The following is a 16,390-nucleotide window of genomic DNA, read 5'->3' as shown; positions in this document are numbered from 1 at the left end:
ATGATCAGGTCATGACCGACGAGACCCCGTGGCTCACCCGCGAGCAGTTGCGCGCGTGGATGAAGCTCGTCGCGGTCATGGAGCTCCTGCCGGCGGCGCTCGACCAGCAGCTGCAGCGCGACGCCGACCTGACGCACTTCGACTACATGGTCATCGCGATGCTCTCCGAGACCGACACCCGGACCCTGCGGATGTCGGCGCTCGCCTCGGCCACGAACGCCTCGTTGCCGCGGCTGTCGCACGTGGTGTCCCGGCTCGAGAAGCGCGGGCTCGTGACCCGGTGCCCGTCGACCTCCGACCGCCGGGCCACCGACGTCCGCCTGACCGACGCCGGGTACGCCACGATCGTCGACGCTGCCCCGGACCACGTCCGCACCGCCCGCCGGGTGGTCATCGACGCGCTCTCCGACGAGCAGGTCGCGCAGCTCGACGGCATCGCGGCGTCGCTCCTGACGCGGCTCGACCCCGAGGGGCGGTTCGCAGCGCTGACCTACCCGCGCGAGGACGACGACACCGCGATCTGCGAGCAGCGGCTGACGGGTGCGGCGACCGACTGAGGCCGCCTGGCCTCCGCGTCCCTGCAATAGGCTCGCCGCATGACCGACCCCGCCGCGCCGTCCGACACGTACTCCTACCTCGGACCCGCCGGCACCTTCACCGAGGCGGCCCTAAAGCTCGTCGAGGCCGCCGCCGGCAAGCCCTGGCGGAGTGTCAACAACGTCGGTGAGGCCCTGGACGACGTCATGTCCGGGCGGTCGATCGGGGCGGTCATCGCAATCGAGAACAGCGTGGACGGTGGAGTCAGCGCCACGCAGGACGCCCTGGCCCGGATCCCCGGCGTGCGGATCGTGGGGGAGTACCTGGTCCCCGTCGACTTCGTGCTCGTCGCCCGACCCGGCACGACGCTGGCCGACGTCCACACCGTGAACGCGCACCCGGTCGCCTACGCGCAGACCCACAACTGGCTCGAGGCGAACCTGCCCGGGCACGGCCACATCCCGGCGTCGTCGAACGTCGCCGCGGCCCTCGCCCTGCTCGAGGCGAACCCGACCGCCGACGCGGCTGTCGCACCGCCCGGCATCACCGACCACCACGACGTCGTCGTGCTCGCGTCGTCCATCGGCGACAACGCCTCGGCGGTCACCCGGTTCGTGCTCGTGTCGAAGACCCTCGCGCTGCCCGAACCGACCGGCGCCGACAAGACCAGCGTCATCGTCGAGCTGCCCGCCGACCACCCCGGCGCCCTGGTCGACATGCTCGAGCAGTTCGCGACGCGGGGCATCAACATGGGGCTGCTGTCGTCACGGCCGATCGGTGACGAGCTCGGCCGCTACCGGTTCGTCATCGACCTCGACGGGCACGTGCGCGACGAGCGGGTGGCGGACGCACTGCTCGGCCTGCGGCGGTTCAGCCCGCGCGTGACGTTCCTCGGGTCGTACCCGCGTGCAGACGGTGCCCGCCCCGAGGTTCCGGCGCGCTACTCGGACGCCGCATTCGTCGAGGCGCGGGACTGGTTGCGCGCGATCGTGTCGGGCGAGCCCGGGGCGCGGTAGCGGCGGAACCGCCCCGGCTCAGGGCACCTGGCGCGAGCCGTGGCGGTCGTCCGCCGGGTCGGGCACGCGCACGGAGAGCCCCATCGGGTCGATCCTCGAGCGGAAGGCGATGACCTCGCCCACCGGGTCGCCGTCGATCTCGAACTCGTCGGGTCGCTCGAGCCGTGCGGTGAACTCCTGCCCGCGCAGGTAGCGCAAGGGACGTTCCTCGCGCGATTTCGACACGATCTTCTTGCCGACGGCGGTCTTGCCCAGGGTCGAACGACGGAAGGCCCGCAGGATCCCGTTCTCCCAGAACACCCGGGCGCCGATCCGCACCCAGCCGAAGAACCCGCGGGGTCGCATCACGGCGATGTCGAACACGCCGTCGTCGATCTCGGCGTCGGGCAGCAGGATCGCGCCGGCCTGCAGCATGCCGCAGTTGCCGACGATGAGCGAGTGCGCCCGGAGCGAGTGGTTGCCGTCGTCGTCGAGTTGGTAGCGGAACTCGAACGCGTTGGCGTCGCGCACCGAGCGGAACAGCGAGTCGACGTAGGCGAGCCAGCCGACCTTCTTCTTCAGCTCGGGGCGGGTGTTCACGAGCATCCGGGCGTCGAGCCCGAGGCCCGCCATCACCAGGAAGCCGAAGCGTTCGCGCTCGCCCCCGGGGCGCTCGACCTTGAGCATGCCGAAGTCGATCTTGCGGTCGTCGCCGTGGAAGATCGTCCGGACGCTCGCGGCGAGGTCGTCGAGGGGGAGCTTCATGTTGCGCGCGAGCAGGTTGCCGGTGCCGCTCGGCAGCAGCGCCAGGGTCGAACCGGACTCGTGCACGACCTCGGCGACCGCACGGACCGTGCCGTCACCGCCGGCCGCCGCGACGACGTCGGCACCGGCCTCGATCGCCGCGCGGGCCATGCCGCCGCCCGGGTCTTCTTCCGAGGTCTCGAACCACAGGGTCTCGGCCCAGCCAGCCTGCTGCTGGTGTTCCTGCACCGTGCGCTTGAGGGTCGGCAGGTGGACCTTGACCGGGTTGTAGACCACCGCGGCCGTCCGCTGCTCGGTGGGGAGGGCGTCCTGGTCCGCGGGCGCGGTCTCCGAAGGGGTCGACATACGTCCACGCTACCGATCGAGGCTGCGTGCGGTTGCCCCGTCTAGGATGGGGCGGTGATCGATCCACAGCTGCTTCGCGACAACCCGGACGTCATCAAGGCTTCACAGCAGGCGCGTGGTGCCTCCGTGGCCGTCGTCGACGAAGCCGTCGCCGCCGATTCCGCCCGCCGCAGCGCGATCACCTCGTTCGAGTCGCTCCGTGCGGAGCAGAACGCGTTCGGCAAGACCGTCGCCAAGGCCCCGAAGGACGAGAAGGCCGCGCTCGTGCAGCAGGCCCAGGCCCTCGCCGCCAAGGTGAAGGAGGCGCAGGCCACCGTCACCGCGGCCGAGGACACCTTCAACACCGTCGTCCGCGGCATCCCGAACGTCGTGCTCCCCGGGGTCCCCGAGGGTGGCGAGGACGACTTCGTCACGCTCCGCACCGTCGGCACCAAGCCCGAGTTCGACTTCGAGCCGAAGGACCACGCCGACCTCGGTGAGCACCTCGGCATCATCGACATCCCGCGTGGCGTGAAGGTCTCCGGCTCGCGCTTCTACTTCCTGCGCGGCATGGGCGCCCGGCTCGAGATCGCGCTGATGTCGCTCGGCCTCGACCGTGCGATCGCTGCCGGCTTCGAACCGCTCATCACCCCGACGCTCGTCCGACCCGAGACGATGGCCGGCACCGGGTTCCTCGGCGAGCACGCGGCCGAGGTCTACCGGCTCGAAGCCGACGACCTGTACCTGACCGGCACGAGCGAGGTCGCCCTCGCCGGGTTCCACGCCGACGAGATCCTGCCGCTCGAGGAAGGACAGGCCCACCGCTACGCCGGCTGGTCGACCTGCTACCGGCGTGAGGCCGGTTCGGCGGGCAAGGACAACCGCGGCATCCTCCGCGTGCACCAGTTCAACAAGCTCGAGATGTTCGCCTACGTCCACCCGGACCAGGCCGAGGCCGAGCACGAGCGCCTCGTTGCCCACCAGGAGCAGATGCTCCAGGACCTCGGGCTCCACTACCGCGTGATCGACGTCGCCGCCGGTGACCTCGGCACGAGCGCCGCGAAGAAGTACGACATCGAGGCCTGGGTCCCGACGCAGGGCACGTTCCGCGAACTCACCTCGACGTCGAACTGCACGACGTTCCAGGCCCGCCGCCTCGACATCCGGTACCGCACCGAGAGCGGCAAGACCGCCCCGGTCGCCACCCTGAACGGCACCCTCGCCACCACCCGCTGGATCGTCGCGATCCTCGAGACGCACCAGCAGGCCGACGGTTCCGTCGTCGTGCCGGAGGTCCTGCGCCCCTACCTCGGTGGCGTCGAGGTGATCGAGCCCCGATGAGCACCCAGGGACGGTCCGTGGACGGCACCGAGCAGGGCGCGGGCACCGACGCGGCCGCCCGCACCAAGCGCTGGTTGGTCGCGCTCGACATCGACGGCACCACCATGCGTGAGGACGGTGTCATCACGCAGGCGGTGGTCGCCGCCGTGCGCGACGCCGAGGCCGCCGGGCACGAGGTCATGCTCTCGACCGGCCGCAGCGAGGGCATGACCGTGCCCCTGCTCGAGACCCTCGGCATCCGGCCGAAGTACCTGGTCTGCGCCAACGGTGCGCTCATCCTGGCCCGTCGAGCCGACGGCTCCTACGTGCGCGAACACGTCGAGCGGTTCGACCCGTCCGAGGTGCTGCAGACCATCCACGGCGCGCTCGAGAACGCCGCGTTCGGCGTCGAGGACGAGACCGGTCACTTCCTGCTGTCCGGCAACTTCCCCGACGACACGATGACCGTCGAGGGCGAGCACGTGCCGTTCGAACAGCTGCTCGGCGTCGAGGCCACCCGCGTCGTCGTCATCTCACCCGGCCACGACACCGAGGACTTCCTGCAGATCGTCGAGCAGATGGGCCTGCACAAGGTCTCGTACTCCGTCGGCTGGACGTCGTGGCTCGACATCGCTCCCGAGGGCGTGACGAAGGCCACCGCGATGGAGCGCGTCCGCGAGTGGCTCGACATCCCGCGTTCCCGCGTCTTCGCCGCGGGTGACGGCCGCAACGACATCGACATGCTCCGCTGGGCCTCGACGTCCGGTCGCGGCGTCGTCATGGGGCAGGCCCCCGACGACGTCGTCGACGCCGGCAACGAGCTCACCGGCGGCATCACCGACGACGGCCTGGCAGCGGCGCTCGACTCCCTGCCCCGTTAGTCCGCGCTCGCGCGCACCCCTGCCTGGAGGCCCGGGTAGACTTCCCGGGACGCGATCACGTCTCGCCACGTGGTCGCGTCACTGGAGGGTTGTCCGAGCGGCCGATGGAGCCTGTCTTGAAAACAGGTGGGCAGAGATGTCTCGTGGGTTCGAATCCCACACCCTCCGCGATGGACACACGGTTGCGCCCACTCCGCCTCGACGACGCGGCCGTCCTGGCTGCGGTCATCACCGAGAACGCTGACCACCTGCGACCGTGGGAACCGGCCCGAGCGCCGTCTTACTACACGGAGTCCGGCCAGCGGGACGTCATCACGCAGGCCCTCGCCACGCAGCGTGCGGGCAACGCGGTGCCGTTCGTCATCGAGTCGACCGACGGGGAACTCCTCGGCCGCATCACGCTGAGTGGCGTCGTCCGCGGCGCCCTGCAGTCGTGCGCGATGGGGTACTGGATCCGCGCCGACCGCACGCGCCAGGGCCATGCGTCCCGCGCTGTCCGCGCGGCGGCCGATCACGCGTTCGACGTGCTCCGTCTGCACCGCGTGCAGGCCGAGACCCTGCCCGAGAACGTCGGCTCGCAGCGCGCGCTCGAGTCGGCGGGCTTCACCCGGTACGGCTTCGCGCCGGAGTACATCAAGATCAACGGCGTCTGGCGCGACCACGTCATGTTCCAGCTCCTCGCGCCGACGCCGACGCCGACGCCGACCCCGACCCCGTGATCGAGGTCGTCGAGTACCGGTCGTCCTGGCCCGACCGGTTCCGGCAGCTGCACGATGCGTACGCCGCCGCGCTCGACGACGCCGATGTAACGTTCCGGAGCATCGAGCACGTGGGCAGCACGTCCGTGCCGGGCCTGGCGGCGAAGCCCGTGCTCGACGTCGACGTCGTGGTGGACACTGCCGACGTCCCGGCTGCAGTGGCGGCGATGGCGACGATCGGCTTCGAGCCGCGCGGTGAACTCGGCGTCCCGGACAGGCAGGCGTTCCGGGCACCGGAGCGGTTCGCCCCGACCAACACCTACGTCGTCGCGGCCGGGTCGCTCGCGCTGCGGAACCACCTGGCCGTCCGCGACGTGCTGCGTGCCGACCCGGCGCTCCGCGACGAGTACGCCGCCGTGAAACGCCGGGCAGCCACCGAGGCCGAGGACATCGACGACTACATCGAGCGGAAGAGCGACGTGCTGAGCCGGATCCTCCACGCCGGTGGCCTGTCTGACGACGAGCGCGCCGCCATCACCGCCACGAACCGTCGGATCACCGACCGCGGCGCGGGCGGCTGACGCGATCGGGGCGGGTGACGGTTCTGGTTCACGAACCCGGGTCTTCGCGAACCAGAACCGTCACCGTCCCGACGAGAACCGGCCTCAGGCGCTGGCGAGCATCGGGTAGAGCGCGGTGAGCGGGGCGCTCAGGCCGGCACGGACGTCGCGGCTGACCTGGTCGGCGAGGACCTCGTGCTCGCCGACCTCGACCGCGTCCCAGATCGACCGGACGATGTCGGCGGGGTCGGACTTCTCGACGTCGAGGTCGGCGATCATGCCGGTGTCGGTGTAGCCGAGGTGGGCGCCGACGACCTGGGTGCCCTGGGGTGCGAGCTCGAGGCGCAGGGAGTTCGTGATCGACCAGAACGCGGCCTTCGACGCCGAGTACGCGCCGGCGAGGGCGACCCAGCTCAGGGCGGAGTGCACATCGACCAGCGCACCGTTGGCGATCGAGGGGGCGAAGGCCTTGGCGACGCGGAGTGCACCGAAGACGTTGGTGGCGAAGATGCGCTCGACCTCTTCGACGGAGACGTCGACGAGCGGGTCAGAGCCGGCGATCCCGGCGTTGTTCACGACGACGGTCACGTCGGCTGCGGTGCGGGCCGCGGCGTCGACGCTCTCCTGGCTCGTGACGTCGAGGGCGAGCGGGACGATGCGCTCGTCGTCCCAGGTACGGGGGTTGCGGGCGGTCGCGTAGACCTTGGTGGCGCCACGCTCCAGGGCCTGGCGGACGAACTCGGCGCCGAGGCCCCCGTTCGCTCCGGTGACGAGGACGACGGCATTGGTGAGGTCGGTCATGAGTGCTCCAGACAAGAGAAGTTGAGTACGGAAACCGAACCTAGCACGTTGTGTCCGGAAATCGAACCCAGCTAGGATGAATGCATGCTCGGCATCCTCGGCGGCGACGAGCGCTGCCCCATCGCACGCTCCCTGGACGTCCTCGGCGAGAAGTGGACGCTCATGATCGTCCGCGACGCCGTCGGTGGCTCGACCCGCTTCAGCCAGTTCCAGCAGAGCCTCGGCATCCCGCGCGAGGTCCTGACCGCACGCCTGGCCTCACTCGTCGACGGGGGAGTGCTCGAGCGCACGACCTACAAGCCCGAGGGCGCCCGTGCCCGCGAGGAGTACGTCCTGACCGACGCCGGCCGGGACCTGTCGCTCGTGCTGCTCGCGCTCGGCGGCTGGGCCGACCGGCACCGGCCGTCCGAGCGGGCGTCGGACCTGCGCTTCGTCGACGCCGAGACCGGTGAGGCGGTCGAGGCTGCCGCCGTGACCGTGGATGCGCAGGAGCGCATCCCGACCGCGCGCCTCCGCGCCGTCATGGAGCCGGCGTCCTGAACACGACCGGCTGACGGACAGGAGGCCCGTGGCGGCCCCGCCCCCGAACCTCCAGTCCGCTTTTGGGTGCGTCAGCGCCGCACGTCGCACCCGCAACTCGCGCCGAGGACCAACTCGGCGGGGACCAGGTCGCGGTGCCACTGGTTGTCGGCGTCGAGGCCGAGCACACGGTCGACCGCGGCGACCGCCATCGTCTCGATCGGCTGCCGGACCGTGGTGAGCTGCGGGTTCGTGTAGTCCGCCTCGGCCGCGCCGTCGAACGACACGATCGCGACGTCCTCGGGGACGCGCAGACCGAGTTCCCACAGTGCGCGCATGACGCCGATCGCCTGCATGTCCGAACTGACGAAGACGGCTCGGGGTCCGGTCTCGTCGGCGAACATGCGGAGGCCGGCTTCGTAGCCACCGCGCCGGGTGAAGTCGGTGCGGACGATGGGCCCGTCGGGCAGGCCAGCCTGGCGCAGGGCACGCATCCAGCCCTGCTCGCGGAGCTCCATCGAGCCGGTGTGCCCCATCACGAGGCCGATCGAGCGGTAGCCGTGCTCGACCAGGTGCTGCGTGCCGTCGAGAGCGCCACCCAGGGCGTCGACACCGATGCTGGCGTACTCGGGGACCTCGAAGAACGTGTTGAGCAGGACCATCGGCAGGCCGGGGTCGGTGACGGTCGACAGGTCCGGGTGGGTCATGATGCTCGTCACGATGATGCCGTCGACCTGGCGCGCGGACAGGCTGCGGAGTCGCTCGCGCTCCTGGGCGGCGTCACCGTCGCTGTTGGCGAGCAGGACGTCGTAGCCGCGTGCGGCGGCGGCGTGGGTGACGGCGACGGCGAGCTCCGACCAGAACGGGTTGTCGAGTTCGGGCACGATCAGGCCGAGCATCTTCGACGAGCCGGTGCGCAGGGCCTGGGCGCTCGCGTTCGGGCGGTAGCCGAGGACGCGGATGGCCTCGCGCACCCGGGCGGCGGTGGTGGCGGCCACGGGGCGCGGTCCGTCGTGCACGACGTAGCTGACGACGGACGTGCTGACCCCGGCGTAGCGGGCGACGTCCGCACGGGTGACCGCCCTGGGGTTCGTCGGGACGGTCACGGGTGCCACCTTCGTCGGGTCCGGGAGCGTCGTTCGGGTGCCGGCCCACGACGGACCGGCACCCGAACGACACGTGTTACTCGGACGCGATCGTAGCCGACGACGTGCTGTCTGCTGACGTCCGTGCGCTCGCCGTCTCGGGGGCGTCGCCGAAGTCCGGCACGTCGAGGCGTGCGCCGCCCTGCAGCGCGGACTGGTGGGCGATGATGCCCGGCAGGGTGAAGCGAGCGGCGGTCCAGGCGTTCACCGGCGGCAGGGTGCGGTCAACGACGGCGCGGACGAAGTCGTCGGCGAGGAACTGGTGGCTGCCCTCGTGCCCGGTCGGCACACCGTCGTACTCGGCGGGCAGACGGTCGGTGTCGTGCACCTCGGCGTAGCCGGAGACGAACGCGTCGCGCAGGGACGGGTCGACGTCGGCCAGGCGCGGGTCGTCGAGGGACATCGTCGCCTGGGTGTCGATCTTGTCGCTGATGTCGTACGAGTCCTCCTTGTCCTGCCAGACACTGGTCTTCGCGAGCTGCTCGAAGCTGGCCTCGGTGCCGAAGTAGCGGAACCGTGATTCGCGGATGTGCGACGGGTAGCCGACGCGACGCATCTCGTTGATGCGCATGACCCCGCCGTTGTCGAGCTCGAACAGGGCGGTGGCGTTCGAGAAGTCGTTGTCGAACTGGCTGACGTCCTTGTCGAAGACGCCGTCACCGCGGTCGTCCTTCACGCCGATGCAGCTGACGCTGACCGCGTGCCCGGGGATCGCACCGAGGACCCCGCCGACCGAGTGCGTCGGGTAGAGCATGGGCGGGTAGCTGGCGGTGCGCTTCCACTCGTCGCCGCCGCTGTACTGGTACGCGGCGTAGAAGCCGAGGTCCATGTCGTGCACGTAGTCGCCCTCGGCGTAGAACACCCGGCCGAAGGCGCCGGCGGCGACCTGCTTGCGGGCGAACACCGTCGCGGGGTTGTAGTAGCTCGTCTCGCCCATCATGTAGGTCAGGCCGGTCTCGCGGACCGCCTGGATGATGTCGCGGATCTCGTCGACCGAGATCGCCATCGGCACGGCGGAGTACACGTGCTTGCCGGCGCGCAGGGCCTTGACCACGAGCGGGCCGTGGGTCCAGCGCTGCGTGAAGATCGCGACGGCGTCGACGTCCGAGGCGAGGACGGCGTCGAAGTCCGGGAACGTGCCGTCGAGGTGCTGCGTCTCGACGAGTTCGGACGCGCGCTCGCCGACGAAGTCCGTGACGTAGACCCGGTCCACGTCGGGGTGGAGCTTGAACAGCTTGGCGAACTGGGGGGCGAACTGGCCCGCGCCGACCATTCCGACAGAGATCATCAGTGACCTTTCCAGGGGTGTGGGATGCGTCGCCGAGCGGGTCGCTCCGATGCGATCGAGCGCCATCCTGACACGGGCTGTCTACACGTGACAACCCCTGTCGACAGCCCGGAAAGAGCCTCTTGCGAGCAGTGGTCCCCACGTGTAGATTCCCGGCTCACGGACTGCTGCACGTCAGTCCACCGCAGACGAAGGAGTCGCGATGGCAACCGAGAGCCCTGTGTCGTCACCCTTGACGACCGCCAGCACGAGACGGAGGAGTCGGTCCGCCGACCTCGCCCGTGCCCGCACCACCGCACCACGGCGCCGCCCCAGGAACGACCTGTGGCTCGCGCTCGTCTTCATCGCCCCGGCAGCCGTCGGGTTCGCGGTGTTCCTCGCCTGGCCGACCGTGCGGGGCATCTACCTGAGCTTCACGTCGTACAACCTGCTCACCGAGCCCGAGTTCACCGGCCTGCAGAACTACGCCCGCCTGGTGCAGGACTCGATCTTCTGGCACTCGATGGTGGTGACCGTCGAGTACGTCCTCATCAACATCGTCATCCAGACCGTCGTCGCGCTGTTCATCGCCGTGATGATGCACCGCCTGACCAAGTCGACCTTCGTGCGCGGCATCGTGCTCGCGCCGTACCTGGTGTCGAATGTCGTCGCCGCCCTGGTCTGGCTCTGGATCCTCGACACCCAGCTCGGCATCGGCAACGAGATGCTCGCCGCACTCGGGCTCGACCGCATCCCGTTCCTGCAGAGCGACGTCTGGGGCATCCCCTCGATCGCGCTCATCAACGTCTGGCGGCACGTCGGCTACACGGCACTGCTCATCTTCGCCGGCCTGCAGTCGCTGCCCGAGACCGTGTACGAGGCCGGACGCATCGACGGTGCGAGCGAGTGGAAGATGTTCTGGCGCATCACGGTGCCACTGCTCCGCCCGATCCTGTCCCTGGTGCTGATCATCACCGTGATCGGGTCGTTCCAGGTGTTCGACACCGTCGCCGTCACCACGCAGGGCGGCCCCGCGAACGCCACGAACGTCGTGCAGAACTACATCTACAACCTGGCGTTCGGCCGGTTCCAGTTCGGCTACGCGTCCGCGGTCTCGGTCGCGCTCCTCATCGTCCTCAGCATCATCACGATCATCCAGTACCGCCTCACCCGCTCGGGTGAGTCCGACCTGGACTGAACGGAAGCGCCATGACCACGACACTCACCCGTTCCGTCACCACGTCCCGCCCGCCGCGGATGGGCGCCGGCCACCGTCGTCGCCCGTCGCTCGGCCGGGTGCTCGCCTGGGTCGCGATGATCCTCGTCATCGTCGTCACCCTGTTCCCGTTCTACTGGATCCTGCGCACCGCGCTGTCGTCGAACACCGCGATCAACTCCGACCCCACCTCGCTGCTGCCCGTCGGCTTCAGCCTGGGCGGGTTCGAGCGGGTCTTCGGCCTGCAGTCCACCGAAGAGGCGTTGGCGCAGGGCGGCTCCGGCGCCGCGCTGAACTTCTGGCGGTACCTGCTCAACTCGATCCTGGTGTCGACGCTCGTCACCGTCGGCCAGGTGTTCTTCTCGGCAGCGGCCGCCTACGCCTTCGCCCGGCTGCGCTGGCCCGGTCGCGACAAGGTGTTCGGGGTGTTCCTGGCCGGGCTGATGGTCCCCGCGATCTTCACGCTGCTGCCGAACTTCACCCTCATCAAGCAGCTCGGGCTCGTCGACAACCTGCTCGGCATCGCCCTGCCGACGATGTTCATGACCCCGTTCGCGGTGTTCTTCCTGCGGCAGTTCTTCCTCGGCATCTCGAAGGAGGTCGAAGAGGCGGCGCTCATCGACGGCGCCGGGAAGGTCCGCGTGTTCTTCCGGCTCGTCATCCCGATGGCCGCGGCCCCGATCGCCACGCTCGCCGTGCTGACGTACATCACGAGCTGGAACGACTACTTCTGGCCGCTCATGGTGTCGTACACGGACAGCTCGCGGGTGCTGACCGTCGCGCTCGGCGTCTTCAAGTCGCAGACCCCGCAGTCCGGCACCGACTGGGCCGGGCTCATGGCCGCCACCCTGGTGGCGGCGCTCCCGATGATCCTGCTGTTCGGCGTCTTCGCCAAGCGGATCGTCAACTCCATCGGCTTCTCCGGGATCAAGTGACCCGGCTGTCGGACAGGACGAACACCATGACGAACCAACTGACCCGCCGCACGCTCTTCGCCGGCGGCGCCTCCGCCCTGGCCCTCGGCGCGCTCGCCGCCTGCTCGTCGCCCGGTCGCCGCACGACGAACCGGTCGGGTGCGCGCACCGTGAGCTACTGGCTCTGGGACGCCAACCAGCAGCCCGCGTACCAGGCCGTCGCCGACGCGTTCCACCGCGCGAACCCGGACATCACCGTGAAGATCACCCAGCTCGGGTGGAACGACTACTGGACCAAGCTCACCGCGGGCTTCATCGCCGGCACCGCGCCCGACGTCTTCACCGACCACCTGACGAAGTTCCCGCAGTACGCCGACCTCGACGTGCTCTACAAGCTCGACGAACTCGACGCCACGAAGGGCATCCGGGACGACGACTACCAGTCCGGACTCGCCGAACTGTGGAAGGACCAGGACGGCCACCGCTACGGCTCGCCGAAGGACTGGGACACCGTCGCGATGTTCTACGACAGGAAGGCGATGGCGAAGGCCGGGGTCTCCGCCGAGGAACTCGGGTCGCTCGAGTGGAACCCGGAGGACGGCGGCACGTTCGAGCGGATGCTCGCACGGCTGACCGTCGACTCGAAGGGCCGACGTGGCGACGAGGACGGCTTCGACAAGGACGACGTCGCCGTCTACGGCATCTCGTCGAACGGCTCGGGCGGTGACGGCTTCGGCCAGACCCAGTGGTCACCGTTCACCGGATCGGTCGACTGGTTCTACACGAACGAGAACCCGTGGGGCGACAGGTTCCGCTACGACGAGCGGGTCGTGCAGGACACCCTCGCCTGGTACTACCGGCTGGCCGAGAAGGGCTACATGGCGAAGTACGGGGTGTTCTCCACCACGACCGGGCCCGAGGTCCAGCTCGGCGCCGGCAAGTGCGCGCTGTCGTTCAACGGCTCGTGGATGATCGGTTCGTACCTCGGCATGGAGGACCTCGACGTCGCGGTCGCCCCGACCCCGATCGGCCCGTCGGGTCATCGTGCGTCGATGTTCAACGGGCTCGGCGACTCGATCACGAAGCAGGCGAAGGACCCCGAGGCCGCGGCGAAGTGGGTGGCGTTCCTGGGCAGCGACGAGGCGCAGCGGATCGTCGGTGAGAGCGGGATCGTGTTCCCCGCTCGTCCCGCGGGCACCGAGGCTGCCGTGGCGTCGTTCCGGAAGCGCGGGCTCGACGTCTCGGCGTTCACCCGGCAGGTCGAGGAGGACACCACGTTCCTGTTCCCGGTCACGAAGAACCCCGCCGACGTGCAGGCCCTGCTGCAGCCCGCCTTCGACGACGTCTACGCGAACGGCAAGCCGATCTCGACGCTGACCGGGGTCAACGAACAGGTCAACAACCTGCTCGCCCTCACCTGATCGAAACCCGAAACCCGAAACCCGAAACCCGAAACCCGGAACCCGAAACCCGACACCCCGCCCGTCGTCCGCATGCCGCACCGTTCGGTGCGGTGTGCGGACGACGCGTTGACCGTGCCGCCGACCACGACCCAGACTGCAGGGGATGACCTCCCTCACCTCCCTCGTCTACATGTCCGTCGCCGTCGACGACCTGACCGACGACCAGCTGGTCGCCATGCTGCGTGAGGCGCGGCTCCGCAACCACGCGCTCGGCGTCTCCGGGCTCCTGCTCGCCAAGGGCGGCCGTTTCATGCAGGTGCTCGAGGGTCCGGTCTGGAGCGTCGAGGACCGCTTCGCCGCGATCGAGCGCGACCCGCGGCACACCGGCGTGAAGTCGTTGTCGCGTGAGTCCATCAGCACGCGTCGGTTCGACGGCTGGGCGATGGCGTTCGGCAGCCCGACCGGGGACGAGCTCCGTGACGAGCCCGGGTTCAGTACCTTCCTCAGCGACCGCACCGGTCTGCCGACCGGGGTGGCGGGCACGCCCGCCGACTGGCTGCTCCGCTGGTTCCGTGGGCGCGACCTGCAGGACCTGCCCGAGGAGCGCATCACGCTCGGCCGGCACGCGGCCTGAGCCGCACCATACCTCGGACTGCCGGCACGCGGCCTGAGACGCACCACCCCTCGGACTGGAGGCGCGGTGCCAGCTGGCACCGTCCCTCCAGACTGTGAGACTGGTCCCGTGGAACGACGTGAGCAGATCCTGGTGGCCGCGGCGGAGGAGTTCGACCGCGTCGGCTTCGCCGGCGCGACGATCGCGGGCATCGCCCGCGCGGCGGGCGTCTCGCAGGGCACCCTGCACTTCCACTTCCCGACGAAGCTCGCCCTGGCGCTCGGCGTCATCGGCGAGCAGAACGCCCGCACCTTCGACGTCGTCAGCCACACCGACAGCTCGCCGGTCGCCGCGCTGATCGGTGCGTCGCACGGCATCGCCGACCTGCTCCGGACCGACCCGATCGTGCGGGCGGGGATCCGGCTGTCGCTGGAGCGCGGCGAGTTCCAGACCGCGACGCTGAGCTTCTACGAGCAGTGGATCGGCGGGATCGTCGACGTGTTCCGGTTGGCGGTCGCGAGCGGGGAACTCCGGACGGACCTGACCGCGGAGCAGCTCGGGTCGACGGTGGTGCCCTACTTCACCGGCGTGCAGCTCGTGTCCGACGTCCGGACGCGGCGCACCGACCTGATGCCGGCCGTGGCGACGATGTGGCGCGTGGTGATCGCGGCGACGGCGGACCCGAAGCACCGCGACCGGCTGCTCGACGTCGTCGAGGACGCGTTCGGCGAAGGCTGATCCGTGACGGCGTGCGGGGTCGGATCAGAGGTCGTGCAGCTCGCGGTCGCGGAACCACTTCAGCAGCCAGGCCGCACTGGTCCGGTCGAACGAGCGCGGGAAGTCCATCGTGCCGGAGAGGAAGGGACTGAAGCCCTCCTCGGACCGGATGTCCGAGTCGTCGAGCGCGCGGTAGGCCATCGACCAGCCGTCGAACCGTCGGCGCTCGATGTCCTCGCGCACGAGTGACTTCACCTCACCGTGCCGTCGGTCCTTCGCGATCACGTCGTACCGGTCCTGCACGCTCCACGCCGGCCCCTCGAGCAGCTGCATGAACCGGCCGCCCTTGGCGAGCAGGAGCCCGGAGACCCCGAGCGCTTCGTTGCGTAGCCGGGACTCCGCGAGCAGCACCGCCATGGCCTGGTCGTCGAAGGGGACGACGGCACGGCTCATGTAGACGATGGAGACGAGCACTCCTCCATCCTGCTGGGTGGAAGGCCGTTGCGCGAAGCGGATGTCCGCAACGCGCCCTGCCCATCGGCGCTGCGGATCAGCCCTGCGGCAGCTCGTGCGCGGTGACGTCCTCGTTGCGCTTCTTCCGCCACGGACGGGCCGGGGTGTTCGGGCCGTCCCACACCAGGATCGCGCCCCAGGCCGCGGCGATCAGCGGCACCGAGATGATCGCGCCGGTGATGCCGGCGAGGACGGTGCCGGCGGTCAGCCCGATCAGGATGACGAGGCCGTGCAGCTTGAGGGTGCGACCCATCAGGACCGGCTGCAGGAAGTTGCCCTCGAGCTGGTTCACGACGATCACGATGCCGATCACGATGAGCGCCTGCACCGGGCCGAGGGCCACGAGCGCGACCAGGGCGGCGAGGATGCCGGCGGCGGTCGCACCGACGATCGGGATGAACGCCGTGATGAACACGATGACGGCCAGCGGCAGGGCGAGGGGCACGCCGACGATCGCGATGCCGACACCGATGCCGATCGCGTCGACCGCCGCGACCGTGGCGGTGCCGCGGACGTACCCACCGAGGGTCGAGACGACCCGGTCGCCGACGCGGCGTGCACGGGCGTAGCGCTCACCGGTGAAGGGGCGGAGCAGGAACTCCCAGATGCTCGGGCCGTCCTTCAGGAAGAAGAACAGCACGACGATCATCAGGACGAGCCCGGTCAGGAAGTTCGCGGTGGCCGAGGCGCCGGCGAGGGCACCGGACCCGAACTGCGCGCTCGTGACGAAGTCGGAGGCTCCGGCGACTGCGTCGTCGATCTGCTTGTCGGAGATCGAGAACGGCAGGTTCTTCGCGAACTCCTGCAGTTGCTGGAACCCGTCGACTGCCGACTTCTGCAGCTGCGCCCACTGGTTCTCGACGGCGACGACGATGAGCCAGCCGATCAGCCCCAGGATCGCGAGGACGCCGATGAGCACCGCGAGGGTGGCCAGCACCGACGGCACCCGGTGCTTGCGGAGCCACGACACCACGGGGTGCATGGCCGACGCGATGATGAGCGCGAGGAGCACCGGGATCGTGACGACGCTCAGGATGTTGCTCGCCCAGACGACGCCGGCGACGACCACCACGACGATGATGAGCTGCAGACACCGGGTCGCAAAGTGCCCGGCGGAGTCGGACCACGCGGCCTGGACCCTGGACGGCGGGGCTGGGGTGGTCGGGCGCGGAGCGTCGCGGAAGAACGGCATGCCGGAGACG

Annotated in this window: 18 protein-coding genes and 1 tRNA gene; 13 read left to right on the top strand and 6 right to left on the bottom strand. The window is 69.9% G+C overall.

The genetic code is table 11. From position 1 onward, the window contains the following. Positions 1-11 precede the first annotated feature (11 nt). Positions 12-557 carry a MarR family winged helix-turn-helix transcriptional regulator gene (locus DEJ29_RS14165; protein ID WP_017888293.1) on the top strand — a complete coding sequence of 182 codons (546 nt, stop codon included), beginning with the start codon at positions 12-14 and terminating at the stop codon, positions 555-557. 39 nt (positions 558-596) lie between these two features. After that, entirely contained in the window at positions 597-1,553 is a 957-nt protein-coding gene (pheA, locus tag DEJ29_RS14160; protein WP_111095840.1) for a prephenate dehydratase, read from the top strand. An 18-nt stretch (positions 1,554-1,571) separates the two neighbouring features. Here pheA and DEJ29_RS14155 read toward each other — a convergent pair whose 3' ends face one another. Beyond that, complete coding sequence (locus DEJ29_RS14155) at positions 1,572-2,642, bottom strand: diacylglycerol/lipid kinase family protein (RefSeq protein ID WP_111095839.1); 1,071 nt, start codon at positions 2,640-2,642, stop codon at positions 1,572-1,574. Positions 2,643-2,696: 54 nt separating this feature from the next. Between DEJ29_RS14155 and serS the strand changes: the two genes are divergently transcribed. The 5 genes from serS (at position 2,697) to DEJ29_RS14130 (ending at position 6,101) form a co-directional block, all read left to right on the top strand. Further along, on the top strand, positions 2,697-3,962 hold the full coding sequence (gene serS / locus DEJ29_RS14150; RefSeq protein ID WP_110862423.1) for a serine--tRNA ligase: 1,266 nt from the start codon (positions 2,697-2,699) through the stop codon (positions 3,960-3,962). Continuing rightward, a complete protein-coding gene (locus tag DEJ29_RS14145; RefSeq protein WP_111095838.1) occupies positions 3,959-4,822 on the top strand; it encodes an HAD family hydrolase in 864 nt (287 codons plus the stop codon). Before serS ends, DEJ29_RS14145 begins: the two co-directional genes overlap by 4 nt. An 83-nt stretch (positions 4,823-4,905) precedes the next feature. After that, positions 4,906-4,990: transfer RNA gene (locus DEJ29_RS14140), tRNA-Ser, on the top strand. A gap of 2 nt (positions 4,991-4,992) precedes the next feature. Next, positions 4,993-5,541: a GNAT family N-acetyltransferase gene (locus tag DEJ29_RS14135; protein ID WP_111095837.1), complete on the top strand. Its 549-nt coding sequence runs from the start codon at positions 4,993-4,995 to the stop codon at positions 5,539-5,541. After that, positions 5,538-6,101, top strand: coding sequence for a GrpB family protein (locus DEJ29_RS14130; RefSeq protein WP_111095836.1), 564 nt, complete (start codon positions 5,538-5,540; stop codon positions 6,099-6,101). Before DEJ29_RS14135 ends, DEJ29_RS14130 begins: the two co-directional genes overlap by 4 nt. 84 nt (positions 6,102-6,185) lie before the next feature. On the opposite strand, the gene DEJ29_RS14125 is transcribed toward DEJ29_RS14130, so the two are convergent. Then, positions 6,186-6,881, bottom strand: a complete 696-nt coding sequence (locus DEJ29_RS14125; protein ID WP_111095835.1) for an SDR family oxidoreductase — start codon at positions 6,879-6,881, stop codon at positions 6,186-6,188. 84 nt (positions 6,882-6,965) lie between these two features. Here DEJ29_RS14125 and DEJ29_RS14120 point away from each other — a divergent pair, with 84 nt between their 5' ends. Next, positions 6,966-7,421 carry a winged helix-turn-helix transcriptional regulator gene (locus DEJ29_RS14120; protein WP_111032919.1) on the top strand — a complete coding sequence of 152 codons (456 nt, stop codon included), beginning with the start codon at positions 6,966-6,968 and terminating at the stop codon, positions 7,419-7,421. 71 nt (positions 7,422-7,492) lie between these two features. On the opposite strand, the gene DEJ29_RS14115 is transcribed toward DEJ29_RS14120, so the two are convergent. Both DEJ29_RS14115 and DEJ29_RS14110 read right to left on the bottom strand, forming a co-directional pair. Further along, complete coding sequence (locus DEJ29_RS14115) at positions 7,493-8,506, bottom strand: LacI family DNA-binding transcriptional regulator (protein ID WP_258376017.1); 1,014 nt, start codon at positions 8,504-8,506, stop codon at positions 7,493-7,495. A gap of 76 nt (positions 8,507-8,582) precedes the next feature. After that, positions 8,583-9,833: a Gfo/Idh/MocA family protein gene (locus DEJ29_RS14110; RefSeq protein ID WP_502866879.1), complete on the bottom strand. Its 1,251-nt coding sequence runs from the start codon at positions 9,831-9,833 to the stop codon at positions 8,583-8,585. 202 nt (positions 9,834-10,035) lie between these two features. Here DEJ29_RS14110 and DEJ29_RS14105 point away from each other — a divergent pair, with 202 nt between their 5' ends. The 5 genes from DEJ29_RS14105 to DEJ29_RS14085 all read left to right on the top strand — a co-directional run bounded on the left by DEJ29_RS14105 (position 10,036) and on the right by DEJ29_RS14085 (position 14,696). Further along, positions 10,036-11,010 (top strand): carbohydrate ABC transporter permease, encoded by a 975-nt coding sequence (locus tag DEJ29_RS14105; protein WP_228516654.1) that lies wholly within the window; start codon positions 10,036-10,038, stop codon positions 11,008-11,010. Between the two features lie 11 nt (positions 11,011-11,021). Continuing rightward, positions 11,022-11,963, top strand: coding sequence for a carbohydrate ABC transporter permease (locus tag DEJ29_RS14100; RefSeq protein WP_027466099.1), 942 nt, complete (start codon positions 11,022-11,024; stop codon positions 11,961-11,963). 26 nt (positions 11,964-11,989) lie between these two features. Further along, positions 11,990-13,363 (top strand): ABC transporter substrate-binding protein, encoded by a 1,374-nt coding sequence (locus tag DEJ29_RS14095; protein WP_220037363.1) that lies wholly within the window; start codon positions 11,990-11,992, stop codon positions 13,361-13,363. A 145-nt stretch (positions 13,364-13,508) separates the two neighbouring features. Beyond that, the gene (locus DEJ29_RS14090) at positions 13,509-13,979 is read left to right on the top strand and encodes a BLUF domain-containing protein (protein WP_051596847.1); all 471 of its coding nucleotides are present in this window, start codon (positions 13,509-13,511) and stop codon (positions 13,977-13,979) included. A gap of 108 nt (positions 13,980-14,087) precedes the next feature. Beyond that, complete coding sequence (locus DEJ29_RS14085) at positions 14,088-14,696, top strand: ScbR family autoregulator-binding transcription factor (RefSeq protein WP_146248398.1); 609 nt, start codon at positions 14,088-14,090, stop codon at positions 14,694-14,696. A gap of 24 nt (positions 14,697-14,720) precedes the next feature. Here DEJ29_RS14085 and DEJ29_RS14080 read toward each other — a convergent pair whose 3' ends face one another. Together DEJ29_RS14080 and DEJ29_RS14075 are read right to left on the bottom strand one after the other, a co-directional pair. Continuing rightward, on the bottom strand, positions 14,721-15,149 hold the full coding sequence (locus tag DEJ29_RS14080) for a BLUF domain-containing protein (RefSeq protein WP_110865510.1): 429 nt from the start codon (positions 15,147-15,149) through the stop codon (positions 14,721-14,723). A 76-nt stretch (positions 15,150-15,225) separates the two neighbouring features. Beyond that, entirely contained in the window at positions 15,226-16,380 is a 1,155-nt protein-coding gene (locus DEJ29_RS14075) for an AI-2E family transporter (RefSeq protein ID WP_111095831.1), read from the bottom strand. Between the last annotated feature and the right edge of the window lie 10 nt (positions 16,381-16,390).

It is taken from the genome of Curtobacterium sp. MCPF17_021 (assembly GCF_003234605.2).
Lineage (GTDB): Bacteria > Actinomycetota > Actinomycetes > Actinomycetales > Microbacteriaceae > Curtobacterium > Curtobacterium flaccumfaciens.
This window is presented reverse-complemented; position numbering and strand designations above follow the sequence as displayed.

Coding starts and splice junctions, on each gene's coding strand:
- pheA (WP_111095840.1), top strand. CDS start 597: ATGACCGACCCCGCCGCGCCGTCCGACACGTACTCCTACCTCGGACCC.
- DEJ29_RS14095 (WP_220037363.1), top strand. CDS start 11,990: ATGACGAACCAACTGACCCGCCGCACGCTCTTCGCCGGCGGCGCCTCC.
- DEJ29_RS14145 (WP_111095838.1), top strand. CDS start 3,959: ATGAGCACCCAGGGACGGTCCGTGGACGGCACCGAGCAGGGCGCGGGC.
- DEJ29_RS14135 (WP_111095837.1), top strand. CDS start 4,993: ATGGACACACGGTTGCGCCCACTCCGCCTCGACGACGCGGCCGTCCTG.
- DEJ29_RS14120 (WP_111032919.1), top strand. CDS start 6,966: ATGCTCGGCATCCTCGGCGGCGACGAGCGCTGCCCCATCGCACGCTCC.
- DEJ29_RS14100 (WP_027466099.1), top strand. CDS start 11,022: ATGACCACGACACTCACCCGTTCCGTCACCACGTCCCGCCCGCCGCGG.
- DEJ29_RS14155 (WP_111095839.1), bottom strand. CDS start 2,642: ATGTCGACCCCTTCGGAGACCGCGCCCGCGGACCAGGACGCCCTCCCC.
- DEJ29_RS14165 (WP_017888293.1), top strand. CDS start 12: ATGACCGACGAGACCCCGTGGCTCACCCGCGAGCAGTTGCGCGCGTGG.
- DEJ29_RS14105 (WP_228516654.1), top strand. CDS start 10,036: ATGGCAACCGAGAGCCCTGTGTCGTCACCCTTGACGACCGCCAGCACG.
- DEJ29_RS14090 (WP_051596847.1), top strand. CDS start 13,509: ATGACCTCCCTCACCTCCCTCGTCTACATGTCCGTCGCCGTCGACGAC.
- DEJ29_RS14110 (WP_502866879.1), bottom strand. CDS start 9,833: ATGATCTCTGTCGGAATGGTCGGCGCGGGCCAGTTCGCCCCCCAGTTC.
- DEJ29_RS14075 (WP_111095831.1), bottom strand. CDS start 16,380: ATGCCGTTCTTCCGCGACGCTCCGCGCCCGACCACCCCAGCCCCGCCG.
- DEJ29_RS14125 (WP_111095835.1), bottom strand. CDS start 6,881: ATGACCGACCTCACCAATGCCGTCGTCCTCGTCACCGGAGCGAACGGG.